Origin of the sequence: Acidovorax sp. LjRoot66, assembly GCF_964253305.1 — a bacterium.
Lineage (GTDB): Bacteria > Pseudomonadota > Gammaproteobacteria > Burkholderiales > Burkholderiaceae_C > Acidovorax.
In genome coordinates this window covers 3105007-3130220 of sequence record NZ_CAXUQU020000001.1, presented here as the reverse complement: position 1 = coordinate 3130220, position 25214 = coordinate 3105007, and the positions used below count along the sequence as shown (strand labels likewise).

The 25214-nt window shown below is 66.0% G+C and carries 29 protein-coding genes; 14 read left to right on the top strand and 15 right to left on the bottom strand.

Annotation, left to right across the window (positions count from 1 at the left end; all coding sequences use genetic code 11):
* Positions 1–1125: 1125 nt before the first annotated feature.
* The 3 genes from ACSQ3Y_RS14715 to ACSQ3Y_RS14705 form a co-directional block, all read right to left on the bottom strand.
* Positions 1126–1416, bottom strand: a complete 291-nt coding sequence (locus ACSQ3Y_RS14715; protein ID WP_057269274.1) for a helix-turn-helix domain-containing protein — start codon at positions 1414–1416, stop codon at positions 1126–1128.
* Positions 1409–2749 (bottom strand): type II toxin-antitoxin system HipA family toxin, encoded by a 1341-nt coding sequence (locus ACSQ3Y_RS14710; RefSeq protein WP_436177827.1) that lies wholly within the window; start codon positions 2747–2749, stop codon positions 1409–1411. Before ACSQ3Y_RS14710 ends, ACSQ3Y_RS14715 begins: the two co-directional genes overlap by 8 nt.
* 100 nt (positions 2750–2849) lie before the next feature.
* Positions 2850–3185 (bottom strand): DUF1330 domain-containing protein, encoded by a 336-nt coding sequence (locus tag ACSQ3Y_RS14705; protein ID WP_436177826.1) that lies wholly within the window; start codon positions 3183–3185, stop codon positions 2850–2852.
* 235 nt (positions 3186–3420) lie between these two features.
* Here ACSQ3Y_RS14705 and ACSQ3Y_RS14700 point away from each other — a divergent pair, with 235 nt between their 5' ends.
* From ACSQ3Y_RS14700 to ACSQ3Y_RS14670, 7 genes are all read left to right on the top strand, one after another.
* On the top strand, positions 3421–3702 hold the full coding sequence (locus ACSQ3Y_RS14700) for a hypothetical protein (RefSeq protein WP_436177825.1): 282 nt from the start codon (positions 3421–3423) through the stop codon (positions 3700–3702).
* Between the two features lie 25 nt (positions 3703–3727).
* A complete protein-coding gene (locus tag ACSQ3Y_RS14695) occupies positions 3728–4096 on the top strand; it encodes a hypothetical protein (protein WP_057200856.1) in 369 nt (122 codons plus the stop codon).
* Positions 4097–4150: 54 nt separating this feature from the next.
* Positions 4151–4963, top strand: a complete 813-nt coding sequence (locus tag ACSQ3Y_RS14690) for a helix-turn-helix domain-containing protein (RefSeq protein WP_436177824.1) — start codon at positions 4151–4153, stop codon at positions 4961–4963.
* A gap of 119 nt (positions 4964–5082) precedes the next feature.
* Complete coding sequence (locus ACSQ3Y_RS14685; protein ID WP_157422148.1) at positions 5083–5529, top strand: hypothetical protein; 447 nt, start codon at positions 5083–5085, stop codon at positions 5527–5529.
* A 28-nt stretch (positions 5530–5557) separates the two neighbouring features.
* Positions 5558–5917, top strand: a complete 360-nt coding sequence (locus ACSQ3Y_RS14680; RefSeq protein WP_436177823.1) for an SMI1/KNR4 family protein — start codon at positions 5558–5560, stop codon at positions 5915–5917.
* 115 nt (positions 5918–6032) lie between these two features.
* Complete coding sequence (locus ACSQ3Y_RS14675; protein WP_436177822.1) at positions 6033–6443, top strand: hypothetical protein; 411 nt, start codon at positions 6033–6035, stop codon at positions 6441–6443.
* A 224-nt stretch (positions 6444–6667) separates the two neighbouring features.
* Positions 6668–7114, top strand: a complete 447-nt coding sequence (locus ACSQ3Y_RS14670) for a GNAT family N-acetyltransferase (protein WP_436177821.1) — start codon at positions 6668–6670, stop codon at positions 7112–7114.
* A gap of 85 nt (positions 7115–7199) precedes the next feature.
* On the opposite strand, the gene ACSQ3Y_RS14665 is transcribed toward ACSQ3Y_RS14670, so the two are convergent.
* Both ACSQ3Y_RS14665 and ACSQ3Y_RS14660 read right to left on the bottom strand, forming a co-directional pair.
* Entirely contained in the window at positions 7200–7406 is a 207-nt protein-coding gene (locus tag ACSQ3Y_RS14665) for a DUF1010 domain-containing protein (RefSeq protein ID WP_436177820.1), read from the bottom strand.
* A 529-nt stretch (positions 7407–7935) separates the two neighbouring features.
* Positions 7936–8364, bottom strand: a complete 429-nt coding sequence (locus tag ACSQ3Y_RS14660) for a hypothetical protein (RefSeq protein ID WP_436177819.1) — start codon at positions 8362–8364, stop codon at positions 7936–7938.
* 530 nt (positions 8365–8894) lie between these two features.
* Here ACSQ3Y_RS14660 and ACSQ3Y_RS14655 point away from each other — a divergent pair.
* Positions 8895–9338: a VOC family protein gene (locus tag ACSQ3Y_RS14655; RefSeq protein ID WP_436177818.1), complete on the top strand. Its 444-nt coding sequence runs from the start codon at positions 8895–8897 to the stop codon at positions 9336–9338.
* A gap of 146 nt (positions 9339–9484) precedes the next feature.
* Here ACSQ3Y_RS14655 and ACSQ3Y_RS14650 read toward each other — a convergent pair whose 3' ends face one another.
* Entirely contained in the window at positions 9485–9856 is a 372-nt protein-coding gene (locus ACSQ3Y_RS14650; RefSeq protein ID WP_436177817.1) for a hypothetical protein, read from the bottom strand.
* 171 nt (positions 9857–10027) lie between these two features.
* The gene (locus ACSQ3Y_RS14645; RefSeq protein WP_436177816.1) at positions 10028–10366 is read right to left on the bottom strand and encodes a hypothetical protein; all 339 of its coding nucleotides are present in this window, start codon (positions 10364–10366) and stop codon (positions 10028–10030) included.
* A gap of 139 nt (positions 10367–10505) precedes the next feature.
* On the opposite strand from ACSQ3Y_RS14645, the gene ACSQ3Y_RS14640 reads away from it, so the two are divergent.
* Positions 10506–11465, top strand: coding sequence for a Ku protein (locus tag ACSQ3Y_RS14640; protein WP_436177815.1), 960 nt, complete (start codon positions 10506–10508; stop codon positions 11463–11465).
* A gap of 54 nt (positions 11466–11519) precedes the next feature.
* Entirely contained in the window at positions 11520–12329 is an 810-nt protein-coding gene (locus ACSQ3Y_RS14635) for an exodeoxyribonuclease III (RefSeq protein WP_436177814.1), read from the top strand.
* Positions 12330–12338: 9 nt separating this feature from the next.
* Here ACSQ3Y_RS14635 and ACSQ3Y_RS14630 read toward each other — a convergent pair whose 3' ends face one another.
* Both ACSQ3Y_RS14630 and ACSQ3Y_RS14625 read right to left on the bottom strand, forming a co-directional pair.
* Entirely contained in the window at positions 12339–12827 is a 489-nt protein-coding gene (locus ACSQ3Y_RS14630; RefSeq protein ID WP_436177813.1) for a tetratricopeptide repeat protein, read from the bottom strand.
* Between the two features lie 230 nt (positions 12828–13057).
* Positions 13058–13759 carry a DUF6796 family protein gene (locus ACSQ3Y_RS14625; RefSeq protein WP_436177812.1) on the bottom strand — a complete coding sequence of 234 codons (702 nt, stop codon included), beginning with the start codon at positions 13757–13759 and terminating at the stop codon, positions 13058–13060.
* A 316-nt stretch (positions 13760–14075) separates the two neighbouring features.
* On the opposite strand from ACSQ3Y_RS14625, the gene ACSQ3Y_RS14620 reads away from it, so the two are divergent.
* Entirely contained in the window at positions 14076–14525 is a 450-nt protein-coding gene (locus tag ACSQ3Y_RS14620) for a thermonuclease family protein (RefSeq protein WP_057200933.1), read from the top strand.
* Positions 14526–14644: 119 nt separating this feature from the next.
* Entirely contained in the window at positions 14645–15820 is a 1176-nt protein-coding gene (locus ACSQ3Y_RS14615) for a mechanosensitive ion channel family protein (protein WP_436177811.1), read from the top strand.
* A gap of 300 nt (positions 15821–16120) precedes the next feature.
* On the opposite strand, the gene ACSQ3Y_RS14610 is transcribed toward ACSQ3Y_RS14615, so the two are convergent.
* Complete coding sequence (locus tag ACSQ3Y_RS14610; protein ID WP_436177810.1) at positions 16121–16750, bottom strand: TetR/AcrR family transcriptional regulator; 630 nt, start codon at positions 16748–16750, stop codon at positions 16121–16123.
* Between the two features lie 86 nt (positions 16751–16836).
* Between ACSQ3Y_RS14610 and ACSQ3Y_RS14605 the strand changes: the two genes are divergently transcribed.
* Both ACSQ3Y_RS14605 and ACSQ3Y_RS14600 read left to right on the top strand, forming a co-directional pair.
* The gene (locus tag ACSQ3Y_RS14605; RefSeq protein ID WP_436177809.1) at positions 16837–18054 is read left to right on the top strand and encodes an MFS transporter; all 1218 of its coding nucleotides are present in this window, start codon (positions 16837–16839) and stop codon (positions 18052–18054) included.
* A gap of 557 nt (positions 18055–18611) precedes the next feature.
* Entirely contained in the window at positions 18612–18758 is a 147-nt protein-coding gene (locus tag ACSQ3Y_RS14600) for a hypothetical protein (RefSeq protein WP_200961086.1), read from the top strand.
* Positions 18759–18962: 204 nt separating this feature from the next.
* Here ACSQ3Y_RS14600 and ACSQ3Y_RS14595 read toward each other — a convergent pair whose 3' ends face one another.
* From ACSQ3Y_RS14595 to ACSQ3Y_RS14575, 5 genes are read right to left on the bottom strand one after another with little or no spacing between them, the layout of a single operon-like run.
* Complete coding sequence (locus ACSQ3Y_RS14595) at positions 18963–20120, bottom strand: acyl-CoA dehydrogenase family protein (protein WP_057200868.1); 1158 nt, start codon at positions 20118–20120, stop codon at positions 18963–18965.
* Complete coding sequence (locus ACSQ3Y_RS14590; RefSeq protein ID WP_436177808.1) at positions 20120–21277, bottom strand: acyl-CoA dehydrogenase family protein; 1158 nt, start codon at positions 21275–21277, stop codon at positions 20120–20122. The genes ACSQ3Y_RS14595 and ACSQ3Y_RS14590 overlap by 1 nt, the downstream gene beginning before the upstream one ends.
* Positions 21278–21281: 4 nt before the next feature.
* On the bottom strand, positions 21282–22262 hold the full coding sequence (locus ACSQ3Y_RS14585) for a tripartite tricarboxylate transporter substrate binding protein (RefSeq protein WP_057200870.1): 981 nt from the start codon (positions 22260–22262) through the stop codon (positions 21282–21284).
* A 29-nt stretch (positions 22263–22291) separates the two neighbouring features.
* Entirely contained in the window at positions 22292–24412 is a 2121-nt protein-coding gene (locus ACSQ3Y_RS14580; protein WP_436177807.1) for an acetate--CoA ligase family protein, read from the bottom strand.
* On the bottom strand, positions 24409–25209 hold the full coding sequence (locus ACSQ3Y_RS14575) for an enoyl-CoA hydratase (protein WP_057200872.1): 801 nt from the start codon (positions 25207–25209) through the stop codon (positions 24409–24411). The genes ACSQ3Y_RS14580 and ACSQ3Y_RS14575 overlap by 4 nt, the downstream gene beginning before the upstream one ends.
* Positions 25210–25214 lie beyond the last annotated feature (5 nt).

Here is a 25214-nt window from a genome sequence, read left to right as displayed (position 1 = left end):
GTGGTGCGGCAACAGCCGGCTGCGGCGTGAGCGAAAGGGGCACAGATGGGCGCCCAGCTTCTCGCGGTGTGCCTTGGTTGCGGGCGGAGGCCGGGATGTGCGCCCGGCAGCGCACCTACCTTCTTTTGCGTCGCCAAAAGAAGGTAGGCCAAGAAAAGGCGACCCCGCTGCCCGTGTCCCCACTCGCCTGGCGGCGAGTGGGGCAGCCTGCGATGCTCGGGCCTGGGGTGACGCCGAAGAACTCCCTGCGCTGCCTCTGCGAGGCAGCTCCGGTCAAACAGCTTCGGCGAGCCAGATGACGAGGCGCGTGTCCTTCGGCACGCGCTCACCCCAGGCCCTGCGCTTCTCGGCACGGTCAGAAGGGGGTGGGAACGGGCTCCCTTCGGGCCATTGCTTCGCTCGGCCCGGTGCGCCGTCGCTGCGCTTGGCCTGGGCAGAGAGATCGCGCCCAGGCCGTCGGCAGCGCGCAGCGCGCGCGTCCCCGACTCCAGGCGCAGCTGCGAAGCAGCAGCCGTGTGGACCCCGCTCCCCACCCCTGCTGGCTGCGCCGAGAAGCGCAGGGCCTGGGGTGGGTGCGTGTGCCGCAGGACACACGCACTTCGTGATCTGGCTTGCCGCAGCTGTTTGAACGGAGTTTGGCCAACGGCCAAACGCAGTGAGTTCTGCGGCACCACCCCAGGCCCGAGCATCGCAGGTTGCCCCCATCGCCCACCGGGCGATGGGGGACGCAGACTGGGGGTCGTCTTCTCTTTGGTGACTTTCTCTTGACGACGCAAGAGAAAGTTACTGCGCCGCCGGGCGCACATCCCGGCCTCCGCCCTCAAACACAGGCACGCAGCAACCACGGAAGCCAATCTCAACAACCAGGTCGCCGCGGCTTTGCAGCAGTCTTGGACTTGTATACCGAAGAAGGGCGTGCAAGCAAAAGAACGTTGGCATATCTCACCGCACGCCACACCGCCCTCAACCCCGCCGACCACGCCCGCTCCGCCTTCGCCGTACACGCCAACCACTCCTTCAACGCCCCCGCCGCTGGCCGCAACTCCACACCCCGCCGGTGCACCAGGTAGTACCCCTTGGCAATCGGCAGCCGCAGTGTCGGATGCGTCGGCGGACTGCACCCGCCTACCGCCTGCGCAGCGGCACAAACCCCACCTGCAGGCTGAACACCGCAGCCACCTTGTTCAGGGTCTCCACCGTCGGGTTGCCCTGGTCCCGTTCGATCTGGCGCAGTGCCTGCACGCTGATGCCGCGGTGGGCGGCAAATTCCTCCTGCGTGAGCCGGCTGATCTTGCGCATCCGGGCGACGGCATCGCCCAGGCTGATCTCGCCGCTGGCCACCATGCGGTACAGTTCCTCGCGCCGCGCCGCAGCTGTCTCGGGGTCGACAGGTCGTTTCAGGCGCGCATCAGCCATGGCGGTGTGCCTCTCCCCGGCTCGCCAGTGCCCACAGCTGCTGCGCCTGCCGGTCGATGCTTTTGCGGCACTGCGCGATGACCTCGCCATCCACCCCCGCATCCATCGCCAGTTGCGGCAACCTCTCCACCACAGGTGCAAACGCCACCAGCGCTGCGGCAATGCGCTCTCGCTCCGCATCGTCCACAGGCAGATCATCGACCACCGCCTGCCAATCGGGCAGGCGCTGGCCGGCAGCAGATTGCCAGTGGCAGCTTCGCGCCACCAGCTCCGGGTCCAGGAACATGGGCGAAAAATCGAACACCGGTGTCAACTGCACCAGCCCGTCGGCCGTGCGCTGCACCGCCGTGTTGCGCGCATGGTTGTCGGTGTTGCGCATGGCCAGGTTGAGCACGTCACGTCGCAAAAACTCCAGCGTTTCGCGCTCAGGGTCGTCCACCACGCTGCGGATGGCCACCACAAGATCCTGCTGGCGCACCGGCAGCCCAAAACCGCGCAGGCCGCACAGGCTGGCCGCGCTCTCCTGGTGAAGGCGGTGCAGCAGCCCGTGCCGCACCACGCGGTCGAACCGGCGCACCAGCAGCATGTGGCCGACCATCTGCGGCGGCTCGTTCGTGCGTATCCCGCAGGCATGCGCCAGGCGCAGGTACGCCGCTTCGTTGCGGTGTACCGCCAGGTCATCCAGCGTGCGCCCGCGCGGCAGCTTGGCAAGCCAATGCTCACGGGCCTGCAAATCGGGCAAGGCCATGTCCGCAAACCAACGCCCCTGCGCATCCGTGGCCAGCAAAAACTTGGGTGCCACGCCCTGCACGCCCGTGGTGCCAGATGCCAGCATGGAGTGCAGTGCCAGATGCTCCACAAACGCCTCGCTCCGGGCAGACATGTCGGCCAGCTCGAAGCCCTGCGCCATGGACGCCTGCGCCGGGCCGGCCTTGCGCGCCTCCTCCTCGTAAAACGTGACCGCCGAGGCAATGCGCAATGCCCCGATGGGGCTGAACGCGCCCCGCAGCAGCAGCGCTGCCTCCAGCCCATCCGCATCGGCCAGGCCGAGCGTGTCCAGCAAAAATCGCCGGCCCCGGCCCTGAGGGACCATGTCGTAGAGGAACGCAGGCAGCCTCAGGTCACGCCGCGGCCCCAGCGGTCCCTCCACCAGCGGCGCAGGCGCAATGCCGACCGGCAACTTCAGTGACACCGGCAACTGCATTGGGCCGAACACATAGTCATCACGGTAGGTGAAGTCACCATGCCCATGGTCCACCACCCGCAGGTCGCCAGCGGCATGCCATTGGCCGGCATGGTGGATTTCGACGGTGGTGAATTGGGGATAGGCCATATGGCCCATCATGATAGGCAAATTGCTCGGCCAATGGCTTGATTATGGCTATTGGAATAGCCATAAATTGAAATTTTTTGGCACCGGACCCTGAACAGCCCTACACCCCCAACTTCTGGAGCAACCCCACCGCCCGGTACGGCACCTCCTTCACCCCCTCCAGCAAGAACACCGTGGAGCGTGAATGCTGCGTGCGCAGCGGGATCAGCGGCGCATAGGCGTCCGAGTCATACCAAGCACGCGCCTGCTCCATCGAGGGGAAGCGGATCACCACGCAGTCGCCGCCGAAGGTGCCTTCGCGCAGCTCCGGGCGAGTGCCATGCACCAGGAACTCGCCGCCATAGGGCGCCAGCGTGGCGTCGATGCGCTGCAGGTAGGTAACGATGTCGGGGCCGAACTGCAGGTCTTCGAGCAGGCCGATGGCGTAGGCGGACATGGTGGATCTCCATCAAGGGGTGGGGTGGATGAACCGTGCGCCGCGGGCACCATGCCCCGGCAGTCAGGTGCCACTGTAGAAAAGGCCGTGTTGCGTGTCGATTACGTCCGAGGTCATGTTTTGCACGACAGCGCATCTGCGCCCCCGGCTTTTGCACCATCCCGCGTTACAGTCAAGTGGTAGAGGGGACACCCCCTGCCCCGCCGCCCCACAAGACCATCCAGGAGCCATGACGATGACTGCCGCCCAGCCAGAGCCAACAGCACAGACCACCCCCACCACCCACCACCAGGCCGCCAGCGCCTGCCTGAGCGCCTGGCTCGCAGCCCTGGCGGCGGACATCCAGCACGAGAGCAACCGCCCCAACCCCGACACCGCCAAGATGGAGCGCCTGGTCGCCGACCGCAGCAAGCTGTTCCAGGAGCGCACTGCGCTGGAGGCCAACGAAAAAGGCGCCATTGCCCGCATCGTCGCGGACTACGCTGCCGCGCTGCAGTCCCGCAAGCTGAAGGTCTGACCGAGGCGCCGAGACCGCCCCGGCCATGAAAGCATCCCGCACCCTTGCACGGCTCCCGGGAACCGAGCCCGCCATCGCCGCGCTGGAAGATGCCGCAGTCTCGGTGGCGGTGCCCACGCACAACGCCCAGGCCATCGCCATGCTGCGCGCCATGCCCGACGGATTGCGCACCTGCCTGCTCGCCGAGTTGCGCCGAGGCAACCGGCTGGTGGCGGTGGACCAGCCCGACTGGCCGCAGCCAGGCAGCATCTTCGTGTCGCTGGCAGACGTGTTCCACCCCAGTACACGCAGCCTTTCACCCGATGTTCACTGGCGCGACGTCAACGATCCGCGCTGGTGGCGGGAAGAACTGACCCAGGTGGACGCGGGCGTGGAGCACATGGTGGTGTGTTGAGCGCAGGCCCGCACCAACCAACGCAGCCCCTGCTCCCCTGCGGCGATGAGCATGATGATCACAAGACCCCCCATTGCGCCGCTGCGCCCCTTCGTGCGCCTGCTGTGGGCCGGCTTCACACCGGCGCCGCCATCGGTCTGCCCCGTGCGCGAACACGTACTGCCCACGGGCCACATGCACCTGGCGCTGCGCTGGGGCGGGCCGCCGCTGCACCTGTTCCGTGACCCCCAGGACACTGCGGGCTACTTTCCCGGCGATGCCGTGGTCGGCGGCGCCAGGTTCGGCCACTACGCCAAGGAGGCCGGCGCGCCTGGCTGGTCGGTGGGCGTGCAACTTGCGCCCGGCGCAGCGGGCGCGCTGCTGGGCACCAGCGCGCAGGACCTGGCCGAGCGCCACACGCCACTGGCCGACGTGTGCGGCGCCAGCGCCACCGACTTGCAGCACAGGCTGCAGGAGCAGCACGGGCCAGAGGCCTGCCTGCGCGTGCTGGAGTGCTGGCTGCTCGCGCGCCTCAGCAACAGCGTGCGCGGTCTGCACCCGGCCGTGGCGGCCGCGCTGGCCAGTCTGCACGGCGGCGCACAGGTGCAGCAGGCCGTGCGCGCCAGCGGGCTCAGCCACCGCCACCTGATTGCCCACTTCCGCGAAGCCACCGGCTTGGCACCCAAGCAGCATGCGCGCGTGCTGCGGCTGCAGGCGGCGCTGGCCGGGCTCGATACCCCGGGCCTGCAGCCCGCCGGCATCGCGGCCGACGCCGGCTTTGCCGACCAGGCGCATTTCACCCGCGAGTTCCGCGACCTCACCGGCGTCACGCCCACAGACTGGCTGCGCGCCGCACCGGCACAGCGCAACCATGTGCGCGTAGGCTGATGCGTATTTCGGTCGCTGCTAGACAGTGGGGGCGAGCTGACTTGGACAGCGGGAACGGCGGGAATGGCGGGAATTGGACGAAGAGATCGGCGCTCGTGTGCATTCCCAGGTCGCTGACCATGAGCATCTGTTCGGCTCGTCCAGGAGCCTGTCGGACTTGGAGCGTCGAAAGCGAAAATCGGCCACAGCGAGGACAGTTTTTGCCGGATTTGCAGCCCCATAGCCAGGCTATGGGGCAAAAAGGCGGTGAAAAATGGACCGCTGCGGTCGACTTGCAGCCGGCGATTTCCAAATCCGACAGGCTCCCAATCGCCTTCTTGGGCGATACGGGGCACTGGCGCAACCAGCTAGACTTCCGCTATCGGCCCGAGCGGACACTCGTCACCTCACCCCAGCAATTAATTTTTTGCATCACCATGAAAACACCAAATCAAGATAAGGATCGCCTCTGGCAGGGGTTTCAGGAGAAATCTGGATTGGCGACGCCAAGCCGTAGTTTTGTGGCAGTCATAGTGGTGATTGCCGCCATTCTTATCGCCCCGGTTGTAGCGGCTATCTTTCAGTAGTCCGGCTCCTATCGGCCAAAAGCGGACTATGCAAATCGCCTTCTCATCCTACGATCCTGATATGTTGCCCGGAGAGTTCAGGTATCCGGCCGCATACGTCAAACTGAGCAGGTCGGGCGGCCAATTGTTCTTGGGGCCTTGGTGGTTTATTGACGCGAACAGCAAGGCAGGAGCGCTTGCTTGGTCAGTGCGGAACCACGATGGCAGAAACCTTATCCCGTTCGCAAAAGTGGATGATGGTCGTGGCGATGTCGCTTGCTTTGATGGCAACGATTCAAGCGGCAACCCGGCGGTGTTGATTCTTGTGTTGGATGAGTCCGGGAGAAGTTACTCGTACTCAGATTTCTCAGCATGGTTGGCCGCAGCGAGCGCTGAAGTGCTGCGGTAATTGGATGTTCGCTTCGGGCCCGTGGCAACTGCTGAATGGCTGCCATCGGCAAAGAGCCGACATCCAACTCTGTGCGACTTCGTTGGCAACGCAATATTGATTTTGTTGAGTACCCATGAAAAACTTTTTCGTTGCCATCTTTGCACTCTGTGCTCCCGTTCTTGGGTCAGCGGCTGAACTCACGATCTCGTGTATCGGTCTGGAGTCGGATGCTTGCCCAGTGAAAGTAGAGGCTAAATTGTCAAGCGAGCGACTGCTTGCATACCTTCAGTTTCCAAAACCGGGGGGTGCGAATGAAGGGGTACTTTTTGGTTGGTGCGGGCCACAGACCTCCGGGGGATTTTCTACACCTGGTGGCTGGTCTCGCGACTCCACTGGCTGCAACGGCACCGGTACCTTTCAGGTCATCAACGGGGAGTTCACCAAGCGGCAGCTGGCAGATAGCTATATCGTCTTTGAGTCAAGGAAGACTGAAGGCTTCTGTGGTGGCGACAAGGCACCTCTCTGCCAAATTTATCCGAAGTAGTCTGTCACTCTGGCCTCTGGACAAGTTTGCAGGCGGGTAGACGTTGGCAAAATCAGCTGGCCGGAGCGGTCCCATTGCGTGATGCTTGACCACCGCTTCGGGCCTGCGGCTGCCGCTGATACGATGGCTGCCATCGGCCACAACCAGCCGTTGCAGACGGTTGATCCAACCCCTCAGAAGCGGACGTTCGTCGCAGAATCTCAGGTACTACTTGGAGTCAAGGAATGCAAATTCGTCGAGCGCGTGAATCGGACCAAGAAGCGGTGCTCAGCCTGTACCGTGAGCTACGACCAAACGATCTAGCGCTTCCCTCGGACAAGGCGTCTGAACTCTGGTCGAAGGTGAATGAGGCTCCCAGATCGCAGATTATTGTGGCTGAGTATGAAGGACGCATAGGCGCGACCTGCATGTTGGCACTCATTTCCAACATCGCTAGCGAAGGACGGTCAATCGGTTTCATCGAACATGTGGTAACCGCCCGCTCGCTTCGCCGCAAAGGATTAGGCGAAGCGTGTTTACGCTACGCGGTTGAAGCAGCTTGGGAACTGGACTGCTGCAAGGTGGTGTTGCTCTCCGGTGTACAAAGACCAGAAGCCCACGGGGTATACGAAAAAGTCGGTTTCAGTGGTGATGTGGAAAGAGGATTCGTCATCAAAAGGTCGCGAGCATGAACAGTTTCAAGCTGCTGCTTGGAAACACGGCGTACTTCCGCTTTGGGCCCATAGCCGCCGGACGCTGGTACCGGGAAGCGGTCACTCACCGTGCGCGAATTGAACGACTGGTTCTGGGATGAGGCGAGAGTCGGCAATGCGCCCTGCGCAGTCCCTCAGCAACAGGAGAAGTCGACAGTTGTCCAAGCCGCCGAACGGGCATGTTTTGAAGACGTGCGCCATCCACGAAAAAAGCACTGCGCCACCGAAGCGACGCAACGCTGCAAAAACCATAGCAGCTGGCGCCTGCCACATGGACGCCAAAGGCCCGAATGGGGAATTGCCAAAAAGGTGTGCAGTGATTGATTCGATTTTGCCTCAAAGCAACTCCCAGCTTTGCGAAACCCTCTGACAGTCTTGCGCTACAAGCCTATCGGGAACCCTTCAAACGTGCGCACCACTACCCATTTCGCATTCCCGGATTTCTAAGAGCCTGTTCAACGTCTTTTTGAAGCCGCGCAAGTCCCCTTTCGGGATGGGATGCTAGGCGCGGTGTGCAGTTGATAGCCCAGCTATCAACAAGCGCCGCAACGCCGCAGACCGCCCGGCAAGGCACTTGCCCGAAGGGTTGGGGCGAAATCGGGCGATTGGACGCCCCGGCTGCTTGCATGGGCATGAGCCCATGCTGCGCATCCGAAGCATCCACTCATCCCGATTGCGCCCCAACGCGGCTGCAAAAAGACTTTGAACAGGCTCTTATGGCCAGCGATATGCAGCTAGCGCTGTGCTTTGCATCGTCGGACAAAAAATTGAAATTGAACAGCGCAAAGCACCGTGGGCGACTACCGAAGAATGGACTCGGCCACCAATTTGGCGAGGTTGTCAATCAAAACCAAATGATTTCCCAGGTTGGATTTTTCCAAGACTATTGGGCTATTCAAAACCCACGTTTCCTTGCCATCGCTCACGCGCAAGAGTGAACCATTTTGGAGTGTCACGAAGTCAGATCGAAAAGTCATTGGCGCAGCGTTTCTGAATTCACCGAGGTCCAGGATGAGCACGTAATCGGCCGCAGCGCTCTTGCCCGCCTCCAGGGCGTCTGATTTAACGATGCTCGCAGAGTGATTGAGTTTTGAATTCGCTTCGAAGGGTGTCGCCTTGAATGTAGACAGGGTACTGAGTTCGCGGTGCACTGCCACTTGAAGATTTTTACCACTTCCTGCTCCTTGCGCATGGGCTTTCCCCCCTTGTACAACGTCGCGTGAAGGCATGATCAAGATTTTGGATCCGTTTGCGATGGGCTCAGACTTGGTAGTCGACATCGATGCACAACCAGAGAGTACGACCAAGCATCCAATAACTGCTAGTGCGCGGCCGAGAAAGGAAGTATTTTTTTTCATGAGTATTGAAGTTTGTGCTGTTAGTTATGACTTGGGTTTTGTAGCGAAGAATGAATACGCATCGTCGATGCCAACCTCCACCTCTTGCGGCAGAGTTCATCAATGTACGTGATTTGGCTTGGTCCATTGGGGCAGATCAGTGTCTGCTCCTGACGAGATTCCTTCTAACGTCTGAACGGCTGCTCCTGGCCGATACCCAAAGTCTAGCCCACGCCCGCAACTGTTCTTCAGCAAGGTTCGGCCGGCCATTTGCGCCTCTGCTCACGGTGCCGGCTTCTTTCTGTGTCCACGGTGCCGAAGTACGCAGCCAAGAACCCGGTCCAGGGTCAATTTCCTTCAAGACATCCCTGCCCGCCTTGCCTACAGTGGTGCTGAACTTGCAACCAAAGGAGATGCACGACATGGTCCACGAACTCTTTCCCTACCTGCACGTCGCCGACGGCGCAGCGGCGATCCGCTTCTACGAAGAAGCCTTCGGCGCGCGCGAGCTGTTCCGCCTGACCGAGCCCCCCACCGGCCGGCTGGGCCATGCCGAGCTCGACTTCGGCGGCTGCACGCTGATGGTCAGCGACGAATACCCCGAGTTCGGCATCCACGGCCCGCAGCCCGGCACCCCCACCAGCGTGTCGCTGCACATCCACGTGGACGATGCGGACGCGGTGATCGCCCGAGCCCTTGCCCTCGGCGCCACGCTGGAGCGGCCAGCGCAGGACGCGTTCTACGGCGAGCGCTCGGGCGTGGTGCGCGACCCCTTCGGCCACCGCTGGAACATCGGCCATTTGATCGAAAAGCTTACGCCCGAAGAGATGCAGCGCCGCTACAACGCGCTGATGAACGGCGGCTGATGCCCCACGGACATGCCGGGTGCGGCGCAGGCATGCGGCGGGGATGGGCGCAGGTACGGGTCTCGAGAGGGCATGAAAAAGCCCCAGGTGGCAATAGCCTCCTGGGGCTCTGGCGGGGCGCCCATGTCACGGCGTCAAAAAAACCATCAACGCGAGCCGCCACTGCCGCCAGGGGCGCCCGCAGCGCCAGGGCCGGCGCCACCGGTGCCACCCGAGCTGCCAGTGCCGCCGGCGGTGCCGGTGCCCGAGTTGCCGGTGCCGCTACCGCTCGAAGAGGGCGCCGTGCCGCTCATCCCGGTCGAGCTGCCGGGGCTGCTGGAATTGGTGGTCGAGCCACCCATGGCGCCGGAATTGGTGCCACTGGCCTGCGGGCTGCTCATCTGCGATGACGAAGACTTGGAGCCGCTGGATTTCATGGTGTCGCAGGCGGTGAGCCCCAGCGCGGCCACTGCGATCAAGGGCACGGCCACCAGGTGGCGCAGGGACGGGAGGGTGCGTGGTGTGGATGGGTTCGACATGGAATTGTCTCCGGTGAATAACGGTCAAATTGCCGTCACTCATACTACGTAGTCACAAAAATACCCAGCAGTAGGACTGCGTGCCGTTGGCGCGTCCCATTTGCGCCGCACCAGGTTTTTTCTCACCGGATGTTGGCCTGCGCCAAGCGGCCTACAAAGAGCCACCGCATGTCACCTCGCGGGGCCGAATCCGAACAGCGAGCGCTTGGCGGGCAGGGGTGCGGGGGCGGCATCCGATGAAGCCTGGCGAGCATGCCGCCTGGGCAGCCCATGCGGGCCAGGGGCTTGCATGGCGGCGCTGCGCGGGCCGATGTCCAGGTCGTCGATCAATGCCTGCAGTGCCAGCAGCCCGTCGGCCATGGCCTGCCGGTAAGTGGCGGCGGGCGCGGGCGCGCGCTGGATCTCTGCCCAGCCGTTGCCGCTGCCGCGCTCGGTCAGAACCCAATGAAACCGGCTTGGCACAGCCTCTTGCACGTGCACTGCGATGGGGCGAAGCGTGGTGGCGGGCATAGGGCTCCAGCATAGGTGAATGCGGCACACGCGGCAGTTGCCCGAATGCCTACCCACTGCGTGAGCGCCCGCCTACAGCTCGCACCAGCGCAGCGCGCCAGACTTCTGCCACCCGGGGTTCCCGTGGGGAGTAGCCATCATGGCCAAAGCAGCAGCATCAAAGGCAGCCGCCGCAACAGCACCCGCGTCTTCAGGCGGCAGCCGTACCCTGTGGAAGGGCGCCATCACTTTCGGCCTGGTGCACATCCCCGTGGGCCTGCACACGGCAGCCACCGCTGAGGGCGTTGATTTCGACTGGCTGGACAAGCGCACCATGGACCCCGTGGGCTACAAGCGCGTGAACAAGCGCACGGGCAAGGAGATCGACCGCGACCACATCGTTAAGGGCGTGGCGTATGGCGAAGGCAAGTACGTGGTCATCAGCCCCGAGGAGATCGAGGCAGTCTTCCCCAAAACCACGCAGACCATCGCCATCGAGCGCTTCATCGATGCCGCCGAGATGCCCTTCATCTTCCTGGAGCGGCCCTACTTCGTCGCCCCGACAGACAAGAGCGACAAGGTCTACGCGCTGCTGCGCGAAACCCTCATCGCCACCGGCAAGATCGGGCTGGCGCGCGTAGTCATCGCCACCAAGCAGCACCTGGCGGCGCTGGTGCCCTCGGGCCCGGCCCTGGTGCTCAACCTGCTGCGCTGGGGCGACGAGGTCAAGACGCTCGACTCGCTCAAGCTGCCGCCTGCTGGCAAGAAGAGCGTGAGCGCGGCCGAGCTCAAGATGGCCACGCAGCTGGTCCAGGAAATGTCGGGCCCCTGGAACCCCGGCGACTTCAAGGACGAGTTTCGCCGCCAGGTGATGAAGCTGGTGGAGAAAAAAGCCAAGGCAGGCAAGGCCCAGACCGTTCTGGAGCCCGAAGAGGAAGCACCGCAGGCCAGCGGCGATGTGATCGACCTGACCGCCCTGCTCAAGCGCAGCCTGGGCCACAAGGGCCGCGCAGATGCGAAGTCGGCACCCAAGACCAAGGCCCCCGCCAAAAAGACCACCGCCAAAGCCGCGCCAGCCAGGAAGACCGGCACGACCACTCCACACCGCAAGGCCGCGTGAAAAGAAGAGGCCCTGTGACCACGGCAACCTGTGCCATGCCAGCACCGTGATGCCATGCGGGTCGCCACCTGGAACGTCAACAACATCCACAAGCGGCTGCCCCAGCTGGTGGACTGGCTGCAACGCACCCAGCCCGACGTGGTGGCCCTGCAGGAGCTCAAGTGCACCACGGCCCAGTTCCCTGCCGATGCGCTGCAGGCCGCAGGCTACGGCGCGGTAGCAGTGGGCCAGCGCACCTGGAACGGCGTGGCCCTGCTGGCACGCAGCGCCGCGCCCTTGCCGGTGGCCACCACGCTGCCTGGCGACCCGGCGGACGAGGAGGCCCGCTACGTCGAGGCCGCCATCGGCGGCGTGCTGTTCGCCTGCCTGTACCTGCCCAACGGCAACCCCAGGCCCGGCCCCAAGTTTGAGTACAAAATGCGCTGGTTCTCGCGCCTGCAGCAGCGGGCTGCAGAACTCTGGGCCACGGGCCACCCGGTGGTGCTGCTGGGCGACTGGAACGTGGTGCCCACCGACGCCGATATATACAAGCCCGACACCTGGCGCGACAACGCCCTGCTGCAACCCGAGCCCCGGCAAGCCTTTGCACAGCTGCTGGCCCAGGGCTGGACCGACGCCCTGGCCCAGGCGCACCCCAAGGGGCCTGCGTTGTTTACGTTCTGGGACTACCGGCGCCGGCGCTGGGAGCGCGATGCAGGGCTGCGCATCGACCACATCCTGGTCGGCCAGCAACTGAAGGTGGTGGGCGCCGGTGTGGACCGCCAGGAGCGGGCCCACCAAAGCCCCAGCGACCATGCGCCGGTGTGGGCCGAACTGGCGCAGGCCCGCAAGCGGGCGAGCACAAAGAGGAAAACCGGCGGCTGAACCAGACCGTCAGTCGCGCTGCACGCCCCGCGCCAGCAGGTCCCGGGCTTCCTGCCTGGTGTCGTCGAAGGCGTTCGTGCTGTCGATGGCGATGTGCAGGTACTTGCGCACCGTCTCGCTTTCCTTGTCGCTGACCATGTAGAGCTTGGCCAGCTGCAGCGCGGCCTCTCCGTCCCCGGACTCCAGAGCGCGTTCGAAGAAGTGCCTGGCATTCACCAAGTCGCCCACGCAGCGGTAGGTGATGGCAATGTTCAAAAACGCCAGCTCACTGCCCGCCGCAATGGCCTTCTGGTCCCATTCGATGGACTGGTGCAGGTCAATCCGCACGCCTTCGCCCGCGCCATACATCACCGCGACCATGGCCATCGAATCCACGTCGCCCGATTCCGCCCCCGCCAGGAACAGCTTGAAAGCCTTGTTCAGATGCCCCCGGTCGTAGGCAGCCATGGCATCTTCATAGGGGTTGTGGTCGTCGTTGTCGTTCACGGGGTCAGACATGTGCGTTACCTTCCAGGTCAGAGGTGAATGGCGTCGTTCTGGCACGAGCACTGCCGCCACGGCAATGCTTGCGATGGGTCGCCTGGCCGAGCCGACCCAGGGAATGCCCATCTTGCCCGGAACGGCAATCCATCGTGCCTGACTCCCATGACACCCCCAGCCAGGGAGGGGCACCGGCTACGGCCCGCGCGCTGAAGAAAACGCTCAAAGTGAGGTCTGCGCGTGCTGGTTCACTGCACGCGGCCCCAGGTGCTGCCCTGGGCCACCGCAAAGAACAACAGCAGAAGAATGCTCGCCGACCCGCCCAGCAGCACCGCCCCGATGGGTGCGGGCGCGGCGGCAAATGCGGGCAACAGCACCGCCACCAGCAGCAGCGGGTTGGCCACCACCGTCCAGCGCGGCAGGTGCGTGCGCCTGCGCAGCACCAGCACTGCCAGGATCACCGAGGCGATGGCGCCCGGCACGGCCAGGGCCAGCAGCGACACCCGCATGTAGGCCTGCACGGCGTCGGCCTGCGCCTGGCATGCCGCGGGAGCCCCACCGGCCGCGCCATCCACGCACGAACGGATAAGCAGCTCGAACACCGCCCACACGGAATGGATGGCCGCCAGTCCCACCGCAAACAGCAGGAACAGGCCGAACATGGCGCGCGCCGCCCACCCTGCCGGCACCTTCACCCCCTGGCAGACCTGCCAGAAGCCCGCCACCAGCAAGGCCCCCGCCACGGGCCCGAGCAGGCCGCCGGCCCAGATGCGTTCCACCGGCGCCGAGCGGATCAGCTCCAGCATCCCGGCGCGGAAATCAGCGGCAGCCCCCCAATGGCCCAGTAGCAGCATGTCGCCGGCAAACAGCAGCAAGGCCCCCAGAATGCCCATGCCGGCAGCCGGCCGGGTGCGTGGTGGTGTCGTGTCGCCCGGGTGTCCGTTCGCCATGCAGTGCCCGCCTTGCTGAGGTGATTGAGGTGCGCATCATGCCGGCGACGCGGTGAAAAGTCGCCTGGCATTTGGGTGAACTTCCCCAAAACCGCGCGCCAAGCTGCTGCAGGCCGGCCCAGCCATAGCAAAATAGCGCCACAAAAATTCCACCAACACACAATCGGGGTGAGAGGGATGGCAGAACGCATCGACAAGCACCGCCCGCATGCCGCGGCGCGAGAGGCCGGTTGCACGCGCGGGCATGCGCCTGCACACGCGCCCGCCGGCACTGCTGCCGCCCCCACCTAGTCACCCCGCACCGCCCGGCCACACCATGCCCTTGACCACCGCCACCCTGCTTTGCCTGGTCGTTGCCATCCACGATGGCGACTCTTTCCGCGCCCGCTGCGCCGATGTGACCCGCAATGAAGAGACCTTTGTCGCCGTGCGCGCCATCGATGCGCCCGAGATGCGCCAGCCCTTTGGCGAGCTGTCGCACAAGAGCCTGGTCAACCTGTGCCTGATACCGCAGAAAGTCAAGCTCAGCAACATCACCGTCGACGTTTTTGGCCGCACCGTGGCCGACGTGGAATGCCAGGGCAAGGACGCCGCCACCGAGCAGCTGCGCGCCGGCATGGCCTGGTACGACCCCAAGGTGGGCCTGGGCTATGAGGCGCTGGCCGATGTGCAGCTGCGCGCCCAGGCGGCCGGGCGCGGCCTGTGGGCGCAGACCAGCCCGCTGCCGCCGTGGGACTGGCGCGCAACGCGCAAGAAAAGGCCCTGACCCCCTGCTGCGCAGCAGCCGGACTGCGCAGCACCCTGCAGCGGCCTCGGCACGAAAAGCCCCACCCGCAGGGTGCGGCATCTGGCGGCCAGGAATGCTTAGCTGTTACGGTTTGGGGAATGAACAGTGATTTCTCCCTCCTCCCCTGGCTCCAGCACACCACCATCGCAGGCCTGTCCGTCAGCAGCATCGCCATCGCTTGCCTGGTTGCAATGCTGGTCTATCTGGCGATGGCCACCACGGTACGCATCGCCCTCAAGAGGCTTGCCAAGATCGCAGGCCGCACGACCAACCGCGCTGACGACTTTTTCATCGAAGTGCTCAGCGGCACCAGCCAGTGGCTGATGGCCCTGGCCGCGCTGCTGATCGGCGTGGGCATGCTCGACCTGCCGGACCGCTGGGCTTCGCGCGTGGGCCAGCTGTGGTTCGTGGCGCTGGCCCTGCAGCTGGCGCTGTGGGCCAACCGTGCGGTGACCATCGGCCTGCGCCGCTATGCCGAGCGCCATGCCACCACTGGCCAGGGGCCGCAGAGCGCGGCCACCACGCTGGTCTCATGGGGCCTGCGCACGCTGTTGTGGGCCGTGGCGCTGCTGGCAATGCTGTCGAACGTAGGGGTCAACATCACGGCCTTCGTCGCCAGCCTGGGCGTGGGCGGCATTGCGATTGCGCTGGCGGCACAGAACATTCTGGGCGACCTGTTCGCGTCCATCGCCATCGCCACCGACAAGCCCTTCGAGGTAGGCGATTTCATCTCCCTGGGCGGCGTCTCGGGCACGGTGGAGATGGTGGGCGTCAAAACCACGCGCATCCGCAGCCTGAGTGGCGAGCAGGTCGTGATGTCCAACACCGAGATGCTCAAGCAGACCGTCAGCAACTTCAAGCGGCTGCGGGAGCGGCGCATCGTGTTCGGCTTCGGCGTGACCTACGACACCACGGCCGGGCAGGCCGAGGCCATTCCCGCACTGGTCAAGGGCATCATCGAGGCCAGCGACAAGCTGCGCTTCGACCGCGCGCATTTCAAGAAATTCGGCGACAGCTCGCTGGACTACGAGGTGGTCTACATCGTGCTCGACCCGGCCTACGGCATCTACATGGATGAGCAGCAGCGCATCAATCTGGCGCTCATGCGCGAGCTGGCGGCGCAGGGCATCGATTTCGCTTTTCCCACGCGCACCGTGCACGTGGTGGCCCCAGCGGCCGGCAACGGGCCCCAGCCGCCCCGGGAACAGCGAGCCGCGCAGGCGGACATGCCCGTCCAGGCACAGGAGCGGGTCGGATTTGGAGCGTCGCAGTGAGAATCGACCTCAGCGGAAACAGTTTTTTCCGGATAGGCAGCCCCATAGTCAGGCTGCAGGGAAAAAAGGCGGTGAAAAATGGACCGCTGCAGCCGATTTGCAGCCGACGATTTCCAGATCCGGCAAGCTGCTGGTCCACTGAAACCGAGAACTCGGCCGTGCCCCGGTGTTGCAGCGGGCTGCCACCAACGCTGGCCGCCTTGCCAAAGGCCGCAACGCTGCGATGCAGCCTGCTGCCATCGCAGCCCGAAGGGTGAGGGCCAAGCAGGGCCACACTCGCCGTTGCCTTGCCTGCCGCCTTCAGTCCATGAAAGAGGCCGGCCCTGCGGCACCCGCGAGTGCCAGGGCCGCACCATTCGACCGGCTTGCCCCTTGCATGCATCCGTCCACCAGCCCGCGCACCAGCGCATGGCTGGCCCGGGTGGGCCCGAACAGGGTGCGGTAGATGATGGGCGCGACCACGCCGTCCATGATGGCGTCCACTGCCGGCACGGCCTCGCCGCGCGCGGTGCCGCGCGCCAGCACGATCTCGATCTGGCTGGCGGTGTAGGCCGCGCATTGGCAGGGCACGGGCATCTCGCCCTGGCTGCGCCCGGCCAGCACATCGCGCAGCATGGCCTGCCCCACCTCGGAGCCCATTTCTTCAAAGAACTGCTCGGCCCAGGCCTGCAGGTCACCCTCCACGCTGCCGGTGTCCGCAGGCTCGGTGTCGGCGCGAAACCGGTCCAGCGCCACGTCGGCCAGCAGCTCGGCCAGGTCGCCCCAGCGGCGGTAGATGGTGGACGGCGTGACGCCCGCATGCGCGGCAATCAGCGGCACGGTGAGCTGCGCGCGGCCGATCTGCTCGGTGAGCTCGTGGGTGGCGCGGTGCACGGCGGCCTGCACGCGGGCGCTGCGTCCCCCGGGGCGGGGGGCTGGTCTGAGGTTCATGGCCACCATGCTAAAGCAAAAACATTGCTTTAGTGGTTTAATACGCAAAAGCAAATTCTTTGCTTTTGCCTCGTACTGGAGTTTCCATGGCCACGAACCTCGGCGCTGCTGCTGCCATCGCCCCGCCCTCCGCGCCCACACGGCGGCTCAGCCATGCCATGGCCCTGTGGCTGCTGGCCTCCATCCTGGTGGGGTTCCTGGCAGCGTCGAGCGCACCGTCGCCGCTGTATGCGCTGTACCGCGACAGCTGGGGCTTCTCGGCGCTGACGCTGACGCTGGTCTTTGCCAGCTATGCGTTTGCGCTGCTGGGCGCAGCGCTGGTGTTCGGCACCTTCTCGGACCACCGGGGCCGGCGCGAGGTGGTGCTGCTGGCGCTGGTATTGGAGATCGTCTCCACCGTGCTCTTCTGGCAGGCCGACTCGGTGGCCTGGCTGTTTGCCGCGCGCATCATGCAGGGCCTGGCCACGGGCATCGCCACCAGCGTGCTCAGCGCAGCGCTGATCGACCTGCACACCGAGCGCGGCGCCTTGGTCAACAGCGTGGCGCCCATGCTGGGCATGGCCGTCGGGGCGCTGGGCACCAGTGCGCTGGTGCAGTTTGCACCCACGCACACGGCGCTGGTGTTCGAGTTGCTGCTCGCGCTGTTCGTGCTGCAGACGCTGGCCGCCGTTTTTTTGCCAGAAACGGTGGTGCGCCGCCCAGGCGCCTGGCGCTCGCTGCGTCCGCGCATCGCCATACCGGCCAGTTCGCGCAGCACGCTGGTGCGCATTCTGCCGCTGAACACGGCGCTGTGGGCACTGGGCGGTTTCTACCTCTCGCTCGGGCCCACGCTGGCGCGGGTGATCACGGGCAGCCACGCACCGGTGGTGGGCGGCGCCCTCATCTGCGCGCTGGTGCTGACCAGTGCCGTGGCCATTGCTTTCGTGCGCACCCGGGCGCCGCGCCAGGTGCTGCTGCTGGGCACCGGTGCGCTGGTGCTGGGCCTGGTGATCACGCTGGCGGGCGTGGCAATGCATTCGACCGTGGCCTTCTTCGCGGGCACGGTGGTGGCGGGCGTGGGTTTTGGCTCGGGCTTCAACGGCTCGCTGCGCAGCCTGGTGGGCACCGCCACGCCGGCAGAGCGCGGGGGGCTGATGTCGGGCTTTTTCGTGCTCAGCTACCTGGCGTTCAGCGTGCCGGCCATCGTGGCCGGGCTGGCTGCGGGCACCTTCGGGCTGCATGCCACCGCCCTGGGTTTTGGGCTGGCGGTGCTGGCACTGGGCCTGGTGGCGCTGGGGCTGATGCTGCGGCGGGCGGCGCCCTGAGCGGGGCCCGTCGCCCATCGCCTATCGCCCAACCCCAAAGCAGATCAGGAGTAGATGGCCAGGCTCAGCGACAGCGCTGCGACGATGGCAATGGCCTGGATTCCAAAGACGATTCCCAAGATAGGCATGTGGTCCTCCGTGAAGAAGGCATCAGCTTAGAACGCACTGCAACAGTTGCATGCAGTCTTTTGCAAAATGGGCGGGTCGGACAATTCCTACAGGCAGCACCCGGCCTGCACAGGGAGCAACCCCCTCGTGGTTGAAATGCCCTTCTCTTTTGCAAACGCTTCAACGGGGCGCCGTCCTACAAAAATCGCGAGTCGGGATCTTTAGTATTGCTCCTGTCGATACCGCATCGACACCCACCCCTCCCTTGCTGAACAGCAAGTTACAGCCCGCCCACCGCGGGCTGTTTTTTTTGGGGGGGCGCGTCGGGAGGGCCTTGCACGCGCCCTCGGCGGCGGCCGATGCCCTGCATCGAATCCGTCCGACAGCCACGGGGTGCAGTCAGCGCGCCAATGGAGCTACCCCACACCCGCCAAGAGGAGGTAACCACCATGTCCCGCACCCACCGAACCCAGCCCGAAAAAATCCGTCCCCGCGACATCAAGCGCCGCCGCCAGTGGGAGGCCATGCAGCGGCCGGCGCGCGAGGCGCTGCTGTACCCGGAGCCGGAAGCGCCGCATTGGAAGCCAATGGGGTGAATGTGTGGGCTGGGTTTTTGGCCCGGCCAAAAGGTCTATCAGGTCAAACAATAGACAGCGGTGGTGAGCAAAAAGCACTTCAAGCAGCCGTCCTTGCCCTGCTTTGGCCTGATGCCCACCTGGTGGCGATGCAGGGCATTGCTCAGCGTGTAACGCTTGCCTCTGGCCCTCAAGATCCCATTCCCTTCGCCAGCGACTTGGCAACTACAAAGTCCGTGCAATGAGCCCCAGCTGAATCTCCGCCGCACCACCAAAGATGGTGAAGGCCCGGCTGTTGCAGTACTCGGGCACCAGCGTGCTGCATTGGGGGCTTGTAGCACCGGCCAGCACAGACTCGCTGTGCCAGCGCAGGCCGCTGCGCCCCAGAGCCTGGGCGCCCAGGGCACCGATGGCCTGCTTGAGGCGGCTGGCGCGCAATTTCAGGATGGACGCCACTGGCCCGGGGCTGGCCCCCGGCGCCAGCGACGCCATGCTGCGCACCTCCAGCCACTCGAAGGCATCGAGGTCGGCATTGAGTTCGCCGAAGGCCTGGCACAGCGGGCCCTCTTCTGGTGCCGCCGGCAGCACGCTGGCCACGCGCTTGAGCTGAGCGCGCAGCCGGGGGCTGAAGATGCCCGCCCCACGTTCGAATTCGAGCAGGTACTTGGCGCATTCCCAGCCCGCGTTTTCCTCGCCCACGCGCTGGGCCACGGGCACGCGGACGCTGTCGAAGTGCACCTCGTTCACATCGTGGTCGCCGCCGATGGTGGCAATGGGCCGCACGCTGATGCCCGCAGCGGCCATGTCGATCAGCAGGAATGAAATGCCTTCCTGCCGCCGCCCCTCACGGCTGGTGCGCACGAGCGCGAACATGCGGTTGGCATGGTGAGCGTGGGTGGTCCAAATCTTGGTGCCGTTAAGAACGTAGTCCTCGCCGTCGCGGTCCGCGCGCAGTTGCAGCGCGGCCAGGTCAGAGCCCGCGCCGGGCTCCGAGAAGCCCTGGCACCAGTAGTCCTGACCTGAGAGGATGCGCGGCAGGTGCTCGCGCTTTTGCGCCTCGGTGCCAAAGCGCAGCAGCACCGGACCCACCAGGCGCACGCCCATGGGGTGCACCAGCGGGGCGCCGGCCAGCGCGCACTCGGTCTCGAAGATGAAGCGCTGCAGCGCCGACCAACCCGTTCCGCCCCACTCCACCGGCCACAGGGGCACCAGCCAACCGCGCGCCTGCAGCAGCTTCTGCCAGGGGCCGGAGATGTGCGGCTCGGGGTACATGGCCGTGGTACGCGCCTGCCCCAGGCGCAGTTCGGGCGTGAGGTGTGTGGCCAGAAAGTCGCGCACCTCCTGGCGGAATGCCCGGTCCAGTGGGTCCAATGCCAAATCCATCAATGCTCTCCCAGTGTCTGGCTGTGGGTATGGCGCTGGGAATCAAGGGCGTGGCGCCCCAGCCAGCGGGCGTGGGTGTCGGCGCTGCCGTCCTCGGCCTCGAAGGCGAGCAGGCAGCGGAAGCTGGCCGCAATCGGCAACTCCTCGCACACGCCCATGGCGCCGTGCAGTTGCACGCACTCGCGCGCCACAAAGCCTGCCGCGCGCACCACCTTGCTGCGCACGGCGGCAGCCACTGCGTGCAGGACCTCACCGCGGGCCAACTCCAGGCGCATGGCGGCCAGCTCGCAGGCTGCCTGTGCCTCTGTGCAGAGCACCGCCATCTCGGCGATGCGGTGCTGCACCACCTGGAACTGCGCCAGCGCCTGGCCGAACTGCTGGCGATCGGCCGTGTAGCGCCGGGTCTGTGCCAGCGCCGCCTGCATGGTGCCCGTGGCCTGCCAGCAGGCTGCCACCATGCCGAACGCCAGCACCTCGTCGAGCGCGGCGCTGGCGCCCTGTTCACCGACCAAGGACTCTGTCGGCACCCATGCGGTATCGAAGTACAGGTCGGCCGCCAGCGCGCCGTCGCTGGTCTCATAGGCATCCACGCGCACACCGGGCAGACCGGCGGGCACCCGCAACAGCAGCGGCCCGCCATCACCGCCACTGGCGGACACGAGCCAGTGCGCGGCGCCACCGGCCCCGCGCACGGCCTGCTTCATGCCGCGCAGCATCCAGCCCTCGCCTTGGCGCATCGCAGTGCAGGCGCGCGGCGCAAACGGTGTGGCGTCGCCCGGCTCGGCATGGGCCCAGGCCAGGCGCTCGTGCCCGGCCACCAGGGCCGGCAGCCAGGCAGCACGCTGCGCCGGTGCAGCGCAGCGGTCCAGCGCCCGCAGTGCCAGCGCCACCTGGGCCACGTAGGGCTCCACCACGAGGTGTGCGCCCAGGGCCTGGGCCAGCAGGCCCACCGTGAGGGCTTCACCCTCCAGGCCGCCCACGTCCTCTGCCAGGGGCAGGGCCAGCCAGCCCAGCTCGGCAAAGGCCTGCCACGCCTGCGGGTGTCCCCCCTCGCGGTGCACGCCCGACGCGCGCTGGTGAAAGCCGTAGTTCTCGCGCAGCCAGTGCAGGGCACTGTCCTGCACCAGCTGCTGCTGTTCGGTGATCGCAAAGCGCATGGGATCAATCCGCCTTGATGCTGGCTTTCTTGATCACGCGCGCCCACTGGTCCACATCGCGGCGGATGAAGCTGGCGAACTCGGCCGGCGTGTTGCCGATGATGTCCAGCCCCCAGCCCTTGAAGCGCTCGCGGACATCAGGCTCCTTGAGGATGGCGGCGATCTCGCGGTGCAGCCGGTCCACTACGGGCGCGGGCGTTCCAGCCGGCGCCACCAGGCCGAGCCAGGGCATGGCCTCGTAGCCCGGCACGCCGGATTCGGCCACCGTGGGCAGCTCGGGGATGGATTCGGAGCGCTTGGCGGTGGTCACGGCCAGCACGCGCAGCTTGTCGGCCTTGATGAAGGGGCCGGAGGAACCCAGCGCGTCGAACATCACGTTCACCTCCCCGGCCACCAGGTCGGTCAGCGCCGGCCCGCTGCCTTTGTACGGGATGTGCACCATGTAGACATTGGCCATGCTCTTGAACAGCTCGCCCTCCAGGTGGGTGGAGGTGCCGGCCCCGGTGGAGCTGTAGTTGAGCTTGCCCGGGTGGGCGCGTGCGTACTCGACCAGGTCCTTGACCGACTTCACGGGCAGGGACGGGTTGACCACCAGCACATGCACCACCGATGCGACCTGGGTCACGGGCGTGAAGCTTTTGATCGCGTCGTAGTTGACCTTGCTGAAGATCAGCGGCGCTGTGCCCAGCGAGGACGCGGCCAGCAGCACGGTGTAGCCGTCGGCCGGCGCCTTGGCCACCAGATCGGACGCCAGCACCGTGCCCGCGCCCGGCTTGTTGTCCACGATCACCGGCTGCCCCAGGCGCGGCCCGAGCTTGTCGGCCAGCGCCCGCGCCAGCAGGTCGGTGACGCCTCCCGGCGGGAACGGCAGCACCATGCGGATGGGCTTGTTCGGGTAGCCGTCCTGCGCCAGGGCCGGGGCGGTCGCCGCAAGCGCGGCGGTTGCTGCCAGCGCGCAAGCGATCTTGGTGAAGAGGGATGCCATGCTTGTCTCCTTGTGAAATGCCTGTCCGGTCAGTCCTGGACGACGACCAGCGCGTCCAGCGCGAAAGCGCCCTGTCCCTGCGCGCGCACCTGCAGGGGGTTGATCTCGATCTCCCGCACCTGTGGGCCCAGGGCGGCCTGTGCGCGCGACAGCGCCGCAATGCCTTCGCATGCACCGGCCACATCGGCCAGGGGACGGCCACGAAAGCCGTCCAGCAGCGGCCAGGCGCGCAGCTCGCGCAGCATGGTTTGCACCATGGCAGCGTCCACGGGCAGCAGCCGATGGCTGGCGTCGCGGTACAGCTCGGTCAGCACGCCGCCCAGGCCGACAGTGAGCGCGGGGCCGAACACCGGGTCGTGCGTGATGCCTGCGATCAGCTCGGCCACGCCGCCGCTGGCCATGGGCTGCACGAGGAAGCCGTCGATGCGCGCTGCGGGGCTGTGTCGCTGCACATTGGCGAGCATGTCCTCGCAGTGCCTGCGCAACGCCTGCGCGTCGGCCACGTTCAGGCGCACGCCGCCGACCTCGGTCTTGTGGGCGATGTCGGCGCTCAGGATCTTCAGGGCCACGGGGTAGCCCAGTTGCCCTGCCGCGTGCACCGCCTCGTCGGCATCCCGGGCCGGCAGGCCCTGCAGCGACGGCACACCGTAGCCCGCCAGCAGCAGCTTGGTGGCATGCTCGTTGAGCGCCGCGGGCAGCACCGGTGGCGTGCCCGACTCCACCGCCTGCGCCTGGCGCAGCGCCGCCCAGCGGGCCACCGCCTCATGGCGCGCCAGCCATTGGCAAAATGGTGCCAGCGCCTGCGTGGCGCGGCCGATGTCGTCGAAAACCGGCACGCCCGCCTGTGCGAGCTGGTCCCGGCACGTGGCGGCACCGGTGTCAATGGCCACGACGAGCTTGTTCCACTGGCCACAGACCTCCACCAGCGGCTCGGCCATGCGGTCGAGCAGGTAGCCCGGCGCATAGACCACGACGGTATCGACCTGATCCGACTGCGCCAGCGCCCCCAGGATGGTGCGCACGAACTGCGGCGAGTTGACCACGTTGCCCGTCACGTCCACCGGGTTGGAGACCATGCCGTAGTCCGGGATGCCCTCGCGCAGGGTACGCTGCAGGTCGTCGCTGAGCGTAGGCACCTCCAGCCCCGCACCGATGAACTTGTCGGCCAGGATGGCCCCGAGCGCCCCCGACATGGTGACGATGGCCACGCGCGGCCCGCCCTGGCGTGCACGAAAGCCGCTGAGGTAGGCCAGGTCGGCCATCTGGGCGAAGTCCGTGCCGCGAATCACGTTGAGCTGCTCGAAGGCCGCCTTGTACAGCGCCAGATCGCCGGCCAGCGCGCTGGTGTGCGAGCGCACGGCCTCGGAGCCCTTGTCCGTCTCGCCCGCCTTGTACAGGATGAGCGGCTTGCGCTTGCGCGCGAAGGCCAGCGCGGCGTCGATGAAGCGAGGCCCGTTGCGCAGCTGTTCCACATAGCCGACCACGCACTCGGTGGTCTCGTCCTGCGCCAGGTACTCCAGGTATTCGGAAAACTCCACGCAGGCCTCGTTGCCGGTGTTGATGAAGTGGCTGACCGGAACCCCCAGGCGGCGCGCCAGCGCGAAAACGGCCGAGCAGACATTGCCGCTTTGCGTGACGATGCTGGCCCGCCCGGGCCCCGTCTGCAGCGGCACGTTCTTGAACACCGAGGCGAAGGCCGTGTAGGCATGCAGGTTCAGGTTGGCAAAGCCCATGCAGTTGGGGCCGGCCACCACCATGCCGCTGCGCTGCGCAAACGCCTCCAGCGTGCGCTGCAGGGTTAGGCCCTCGCCCGCCGCCTCGGCAAAGCCGGCGGCGTAGACGATGGCAGCGGGTATGCCCCGGGCGTGGCAGCGCTCCAGCATGGCCGTGACCTCGGGGGCGGCGATGGCCAGCACCACCAGGTCGCAGGCCTCGGGCAGGGATTCGATGTCCGGGTGGCAGCGATAGCCGAAAACCTCTTCATACTTGGGGTTGACCGGGTAGACCGCACCCGCAAAGGCGAAGTGGCGCAGCAGATCGAGCGGCATGCCGCCTATGCGGCCCGGGTTGTCGCTGGCGCCGACCAGGGCGATGGAGCGCGGGGCCAGCAGGGGTTGCAGGCGATGTGGTAGGTGCGGGCCCGTCGTCATGCGCGGGCCCCCTTGGCGATGGCGCTGGCCAGGCCCGCCTCCTTGGTCTGGCGGTACTCTTCGCTCACATGGCTGAGCTGGTGCAGGTCAAAGTGGGCTGACAACGCCTCGCGCATGCCGCGCACGTCGACCGAGCGGTTGAGCGATTTCTTGAGCACGCGCAGCGCAAATGGCGGCGCCTGGGCGATACGCTGCGCCAGCGCCAGGGTCTGCGCCTCCAGCTCTGCCGTGGGCACCACGCGGTTCACAAAGCCCGCTTCGCGTGCCTGCTGCGCGCTCCAGCGCGCGCCGGTAAACAGAAATTCCTTGGCCTGGCGCAAGCCCATCACCCAAGGGTGGATCAGCACCTCGGTGGCCGCAGCGCCCATGGTGTGCGTGACGGGGTCGGAGAAGAAGGCGTCTTCGGCCGCAACCACCAGGTCGCACATGTTGGCAAGCATGAAGCCCGCCGCCACGCAAGCACCCTGCACCTGCACCACCGTGGGCTTGGGAAAGTCCCAGATGCGCATGCAGTAGCCGTAGTAGTGCTTTTCCTCGTAGGCCCAGCGCTGCTCCACGGTGAACTCGGCGCGTTCGGCCTGGGCCTGCTTGAGGTCATGACCGGCGGAGAAATGCCCGCCCCGGGCGGCCAGCACCACCACGCGGACGTCTGGGTCGTTCTCGGCCTGGGTGAAGGCCTGGTCCAGGGCCTCCAGCATCTGCTGGCTCTGCGCGTTTCGCGCCTCGGGCCGATTCAGCCAGATGCGGCGCACGGCGCCCAGGGTTTCGGTGGTGATGGGCTCGGGCGATGGGTTCATGGTGT

Coding starts and splice junctions, on each gene's coding strand:
- ACSQ3Y_RS14715 (WP_057269274.1), bottom strand. CDS start 1,416: ATGGCTGATGCGCGCCTGAAACGACCTGTCGACCCCGAGACAGCTGCG.
- ACSQ3Y_RS14710 (WP_436177827.1), bottom strand. CDS start 2,749: ATGGCCTATCCCCAATTCACCACCGTCGAAATCCACCATGCCGGCCAA.
- ACSQ3Y_RS14705 (WP_436177826.1), bottom strand. CDS start 3,185: ATGTCCGCCTACGCCATCGGCCTGCTCGAAGACCTGCAGTTCGGCCCC.
- ACSQ3Y_RS14700 (WP_436177825.1), top strand. CDS start 3,421: ATGACTGCCGCCCAGCCAGAGCCAACAGCACAGACCACCCCCACCACC.
- ACSQ3Y_RS14695 (WP_057200856.1), top strand. CDS start 3,728: ATGAAAGCATCCCGCACCCTTGCACGGCTCCCGGGAACCGAGCCCGCC.
- ACSQ3Y_RS14690 (WP_436177824.1), top strand. CDS start 4,151: ATGATCACAAGACCCCCCATTGCGCCGCTGCGCCCCTTCGTGCGCCTG.
- ACSQ3Y_RS14685 (WP_157422148.1), top strand. CDS start 5,083: ATGAGCATCTGTTCGGCTCGTCCAGGAGCCTGTCGGACTTGGAGCGTC.
- ACSQ3Y_RS14680 (WP_436177823.1), top strand. CDS start 5,558: ATGCAAATCGCCTTCTCATCCTACGATCCTGATATGTTGCCCGGAGAG.
- ACSQ3Y_RS14675 (WP_436177822.1), top strand. CDS start 6,033: ATGAAAAACTTTTTCGTTGCCATCTTTGCACTCTGTGCTCCCGTTCTT.
- ACSQ3Y_RS14670 (WP_436177821.1), top strand. CDS start 6,668: ATGCAAATTCGTCGAGCGCGTGAATCGGACCAAGAAGCGGTGCTCAGC.
- ACSQ3Y_RS14660 (WP_436177819.1), bottom strand. CDS start 8,364: ATGCCTTCACGCGACGTTGTACAAGGGGGGAAAGCCCATGCGCAAGGA.
- ACSQ3Y_RS14655 (WP_436177818.1), top strand. CDS start 8,895: ATGGTCCACGAACTCTTTCCCTACCTGCACGTCGCCGACGGCGCAGCG.
- ACSQ3Y_RS14650 (WP_436177817.1), bottom strand. CDS start 9,856: ATGTCGAACCCATCCACACCACGCACCCTCCCGTCCCTGCGCCACCTG.
- ACSQ3Y_RS14645 (WP_436177816.1), bottom strand. CDS start 10,366: ATGCCCGCCACCACGCTTCGCCCCATCGCAGTGCACGTGCAAGAGGCT.
- ACSQ3Y_RS14640 (WP_436177815.1), top strand. CDS start 10,506: ATGGCCAAAGCAGCAGCATCAAAGGCAGCCGCCGCAACAGCACCCGCG.
- ACSQ3Y_RS14635 (WP_436177814.1), top strand. CDS start 11,520: ATGCGGGTCGCCACCTGGAACGTCAACAACATCCACAAGCGGCTGCCC.
- ACSQ3Y_RS14630 (WP_436177813.1), bottom strand. CDS start 12,827: ATGTCTGACCCCGTGAACGACAACGACGACCACAACCCCTATGAAGAT.
- ACSQ3Y_RS14625 (WP_436177812.1), bottom strand. CDS start 13,759: ATGGCGAACGGACACCCGGGCGACACGACACCACCACGCACCCGGCCG.
- ACSQ3Y_RS14620 (WP_057200933.1), top strand. CDS start 14,076: ATGCCCTTGACCACCGCCACCCTGCTTTGCCTGGTCGTTGCCATCCAC.
- ACSQ3Y_RS14615 (WP_436177811.1), top strand. CDS start 14,645: ATGAACAGTGATTTCTCCCTCCTCCCCTGGCTCCAGCACACCACCATC.
- ACSQ3Y_RS14610 (WP_436177810.1), bottom strand. CDS start 16,750: ATGAACCTCAGACCAGCCCCCCGCCCCGGGGGACGCAGCGCCCGCGTG.
- ACSQ3Y_RS14605 (WP_436177809.1), top strand. CDS start 16,837: ATGGCCACGAACCTCGGCGCTGCTGCTGCCATCGCCCCGCCCTCCGCG.
- ACSQ3Y_RS14600 (WP_200961086.1), top strand. CDS start 18,612: ATGTCCCGCACCCACCGAACCCAGCCCGAAAAAATCCGTCCCCGCGAC.
- ACSQ3Y_RS14595 (WP_057200868.1), bottom strand. CDS start 20,120: ATGGATTTGGCATTGGACCCACTGGACCGGGCATTCCGCCAGGAGGTG.
- ACSQ3Y_RS14590 (WP_436177808.1), bottom strand. CDS start 21,277: ATGCGCTTTGCGATCACCGAACAGCAGCAGCTGGTGCAGGACAGTGCC.
- ACSQ3Y_RS14585 (WP_057200870.1), bottom strand. CDS start 22,262: ATGGCATCCCTCTTCACCAAGATCGCTTGCGCGCTGGCAGCAACCGCC.
- ACSQ3Y_RS14580 (WP_436177807.1), bottom strand. CDS start 24,412: ATGACGACGGGCCCGCACCTACCACATCGCCTGCAACCCCTGCTGGCC.
- ACSQ3Y_RS14575 (WP_057200872.1), bottom strand. CDS start 25,209: ATGAACCCATCGCCCGAGCCCATCACCACCGAAACCCTGGGCGCCGTG.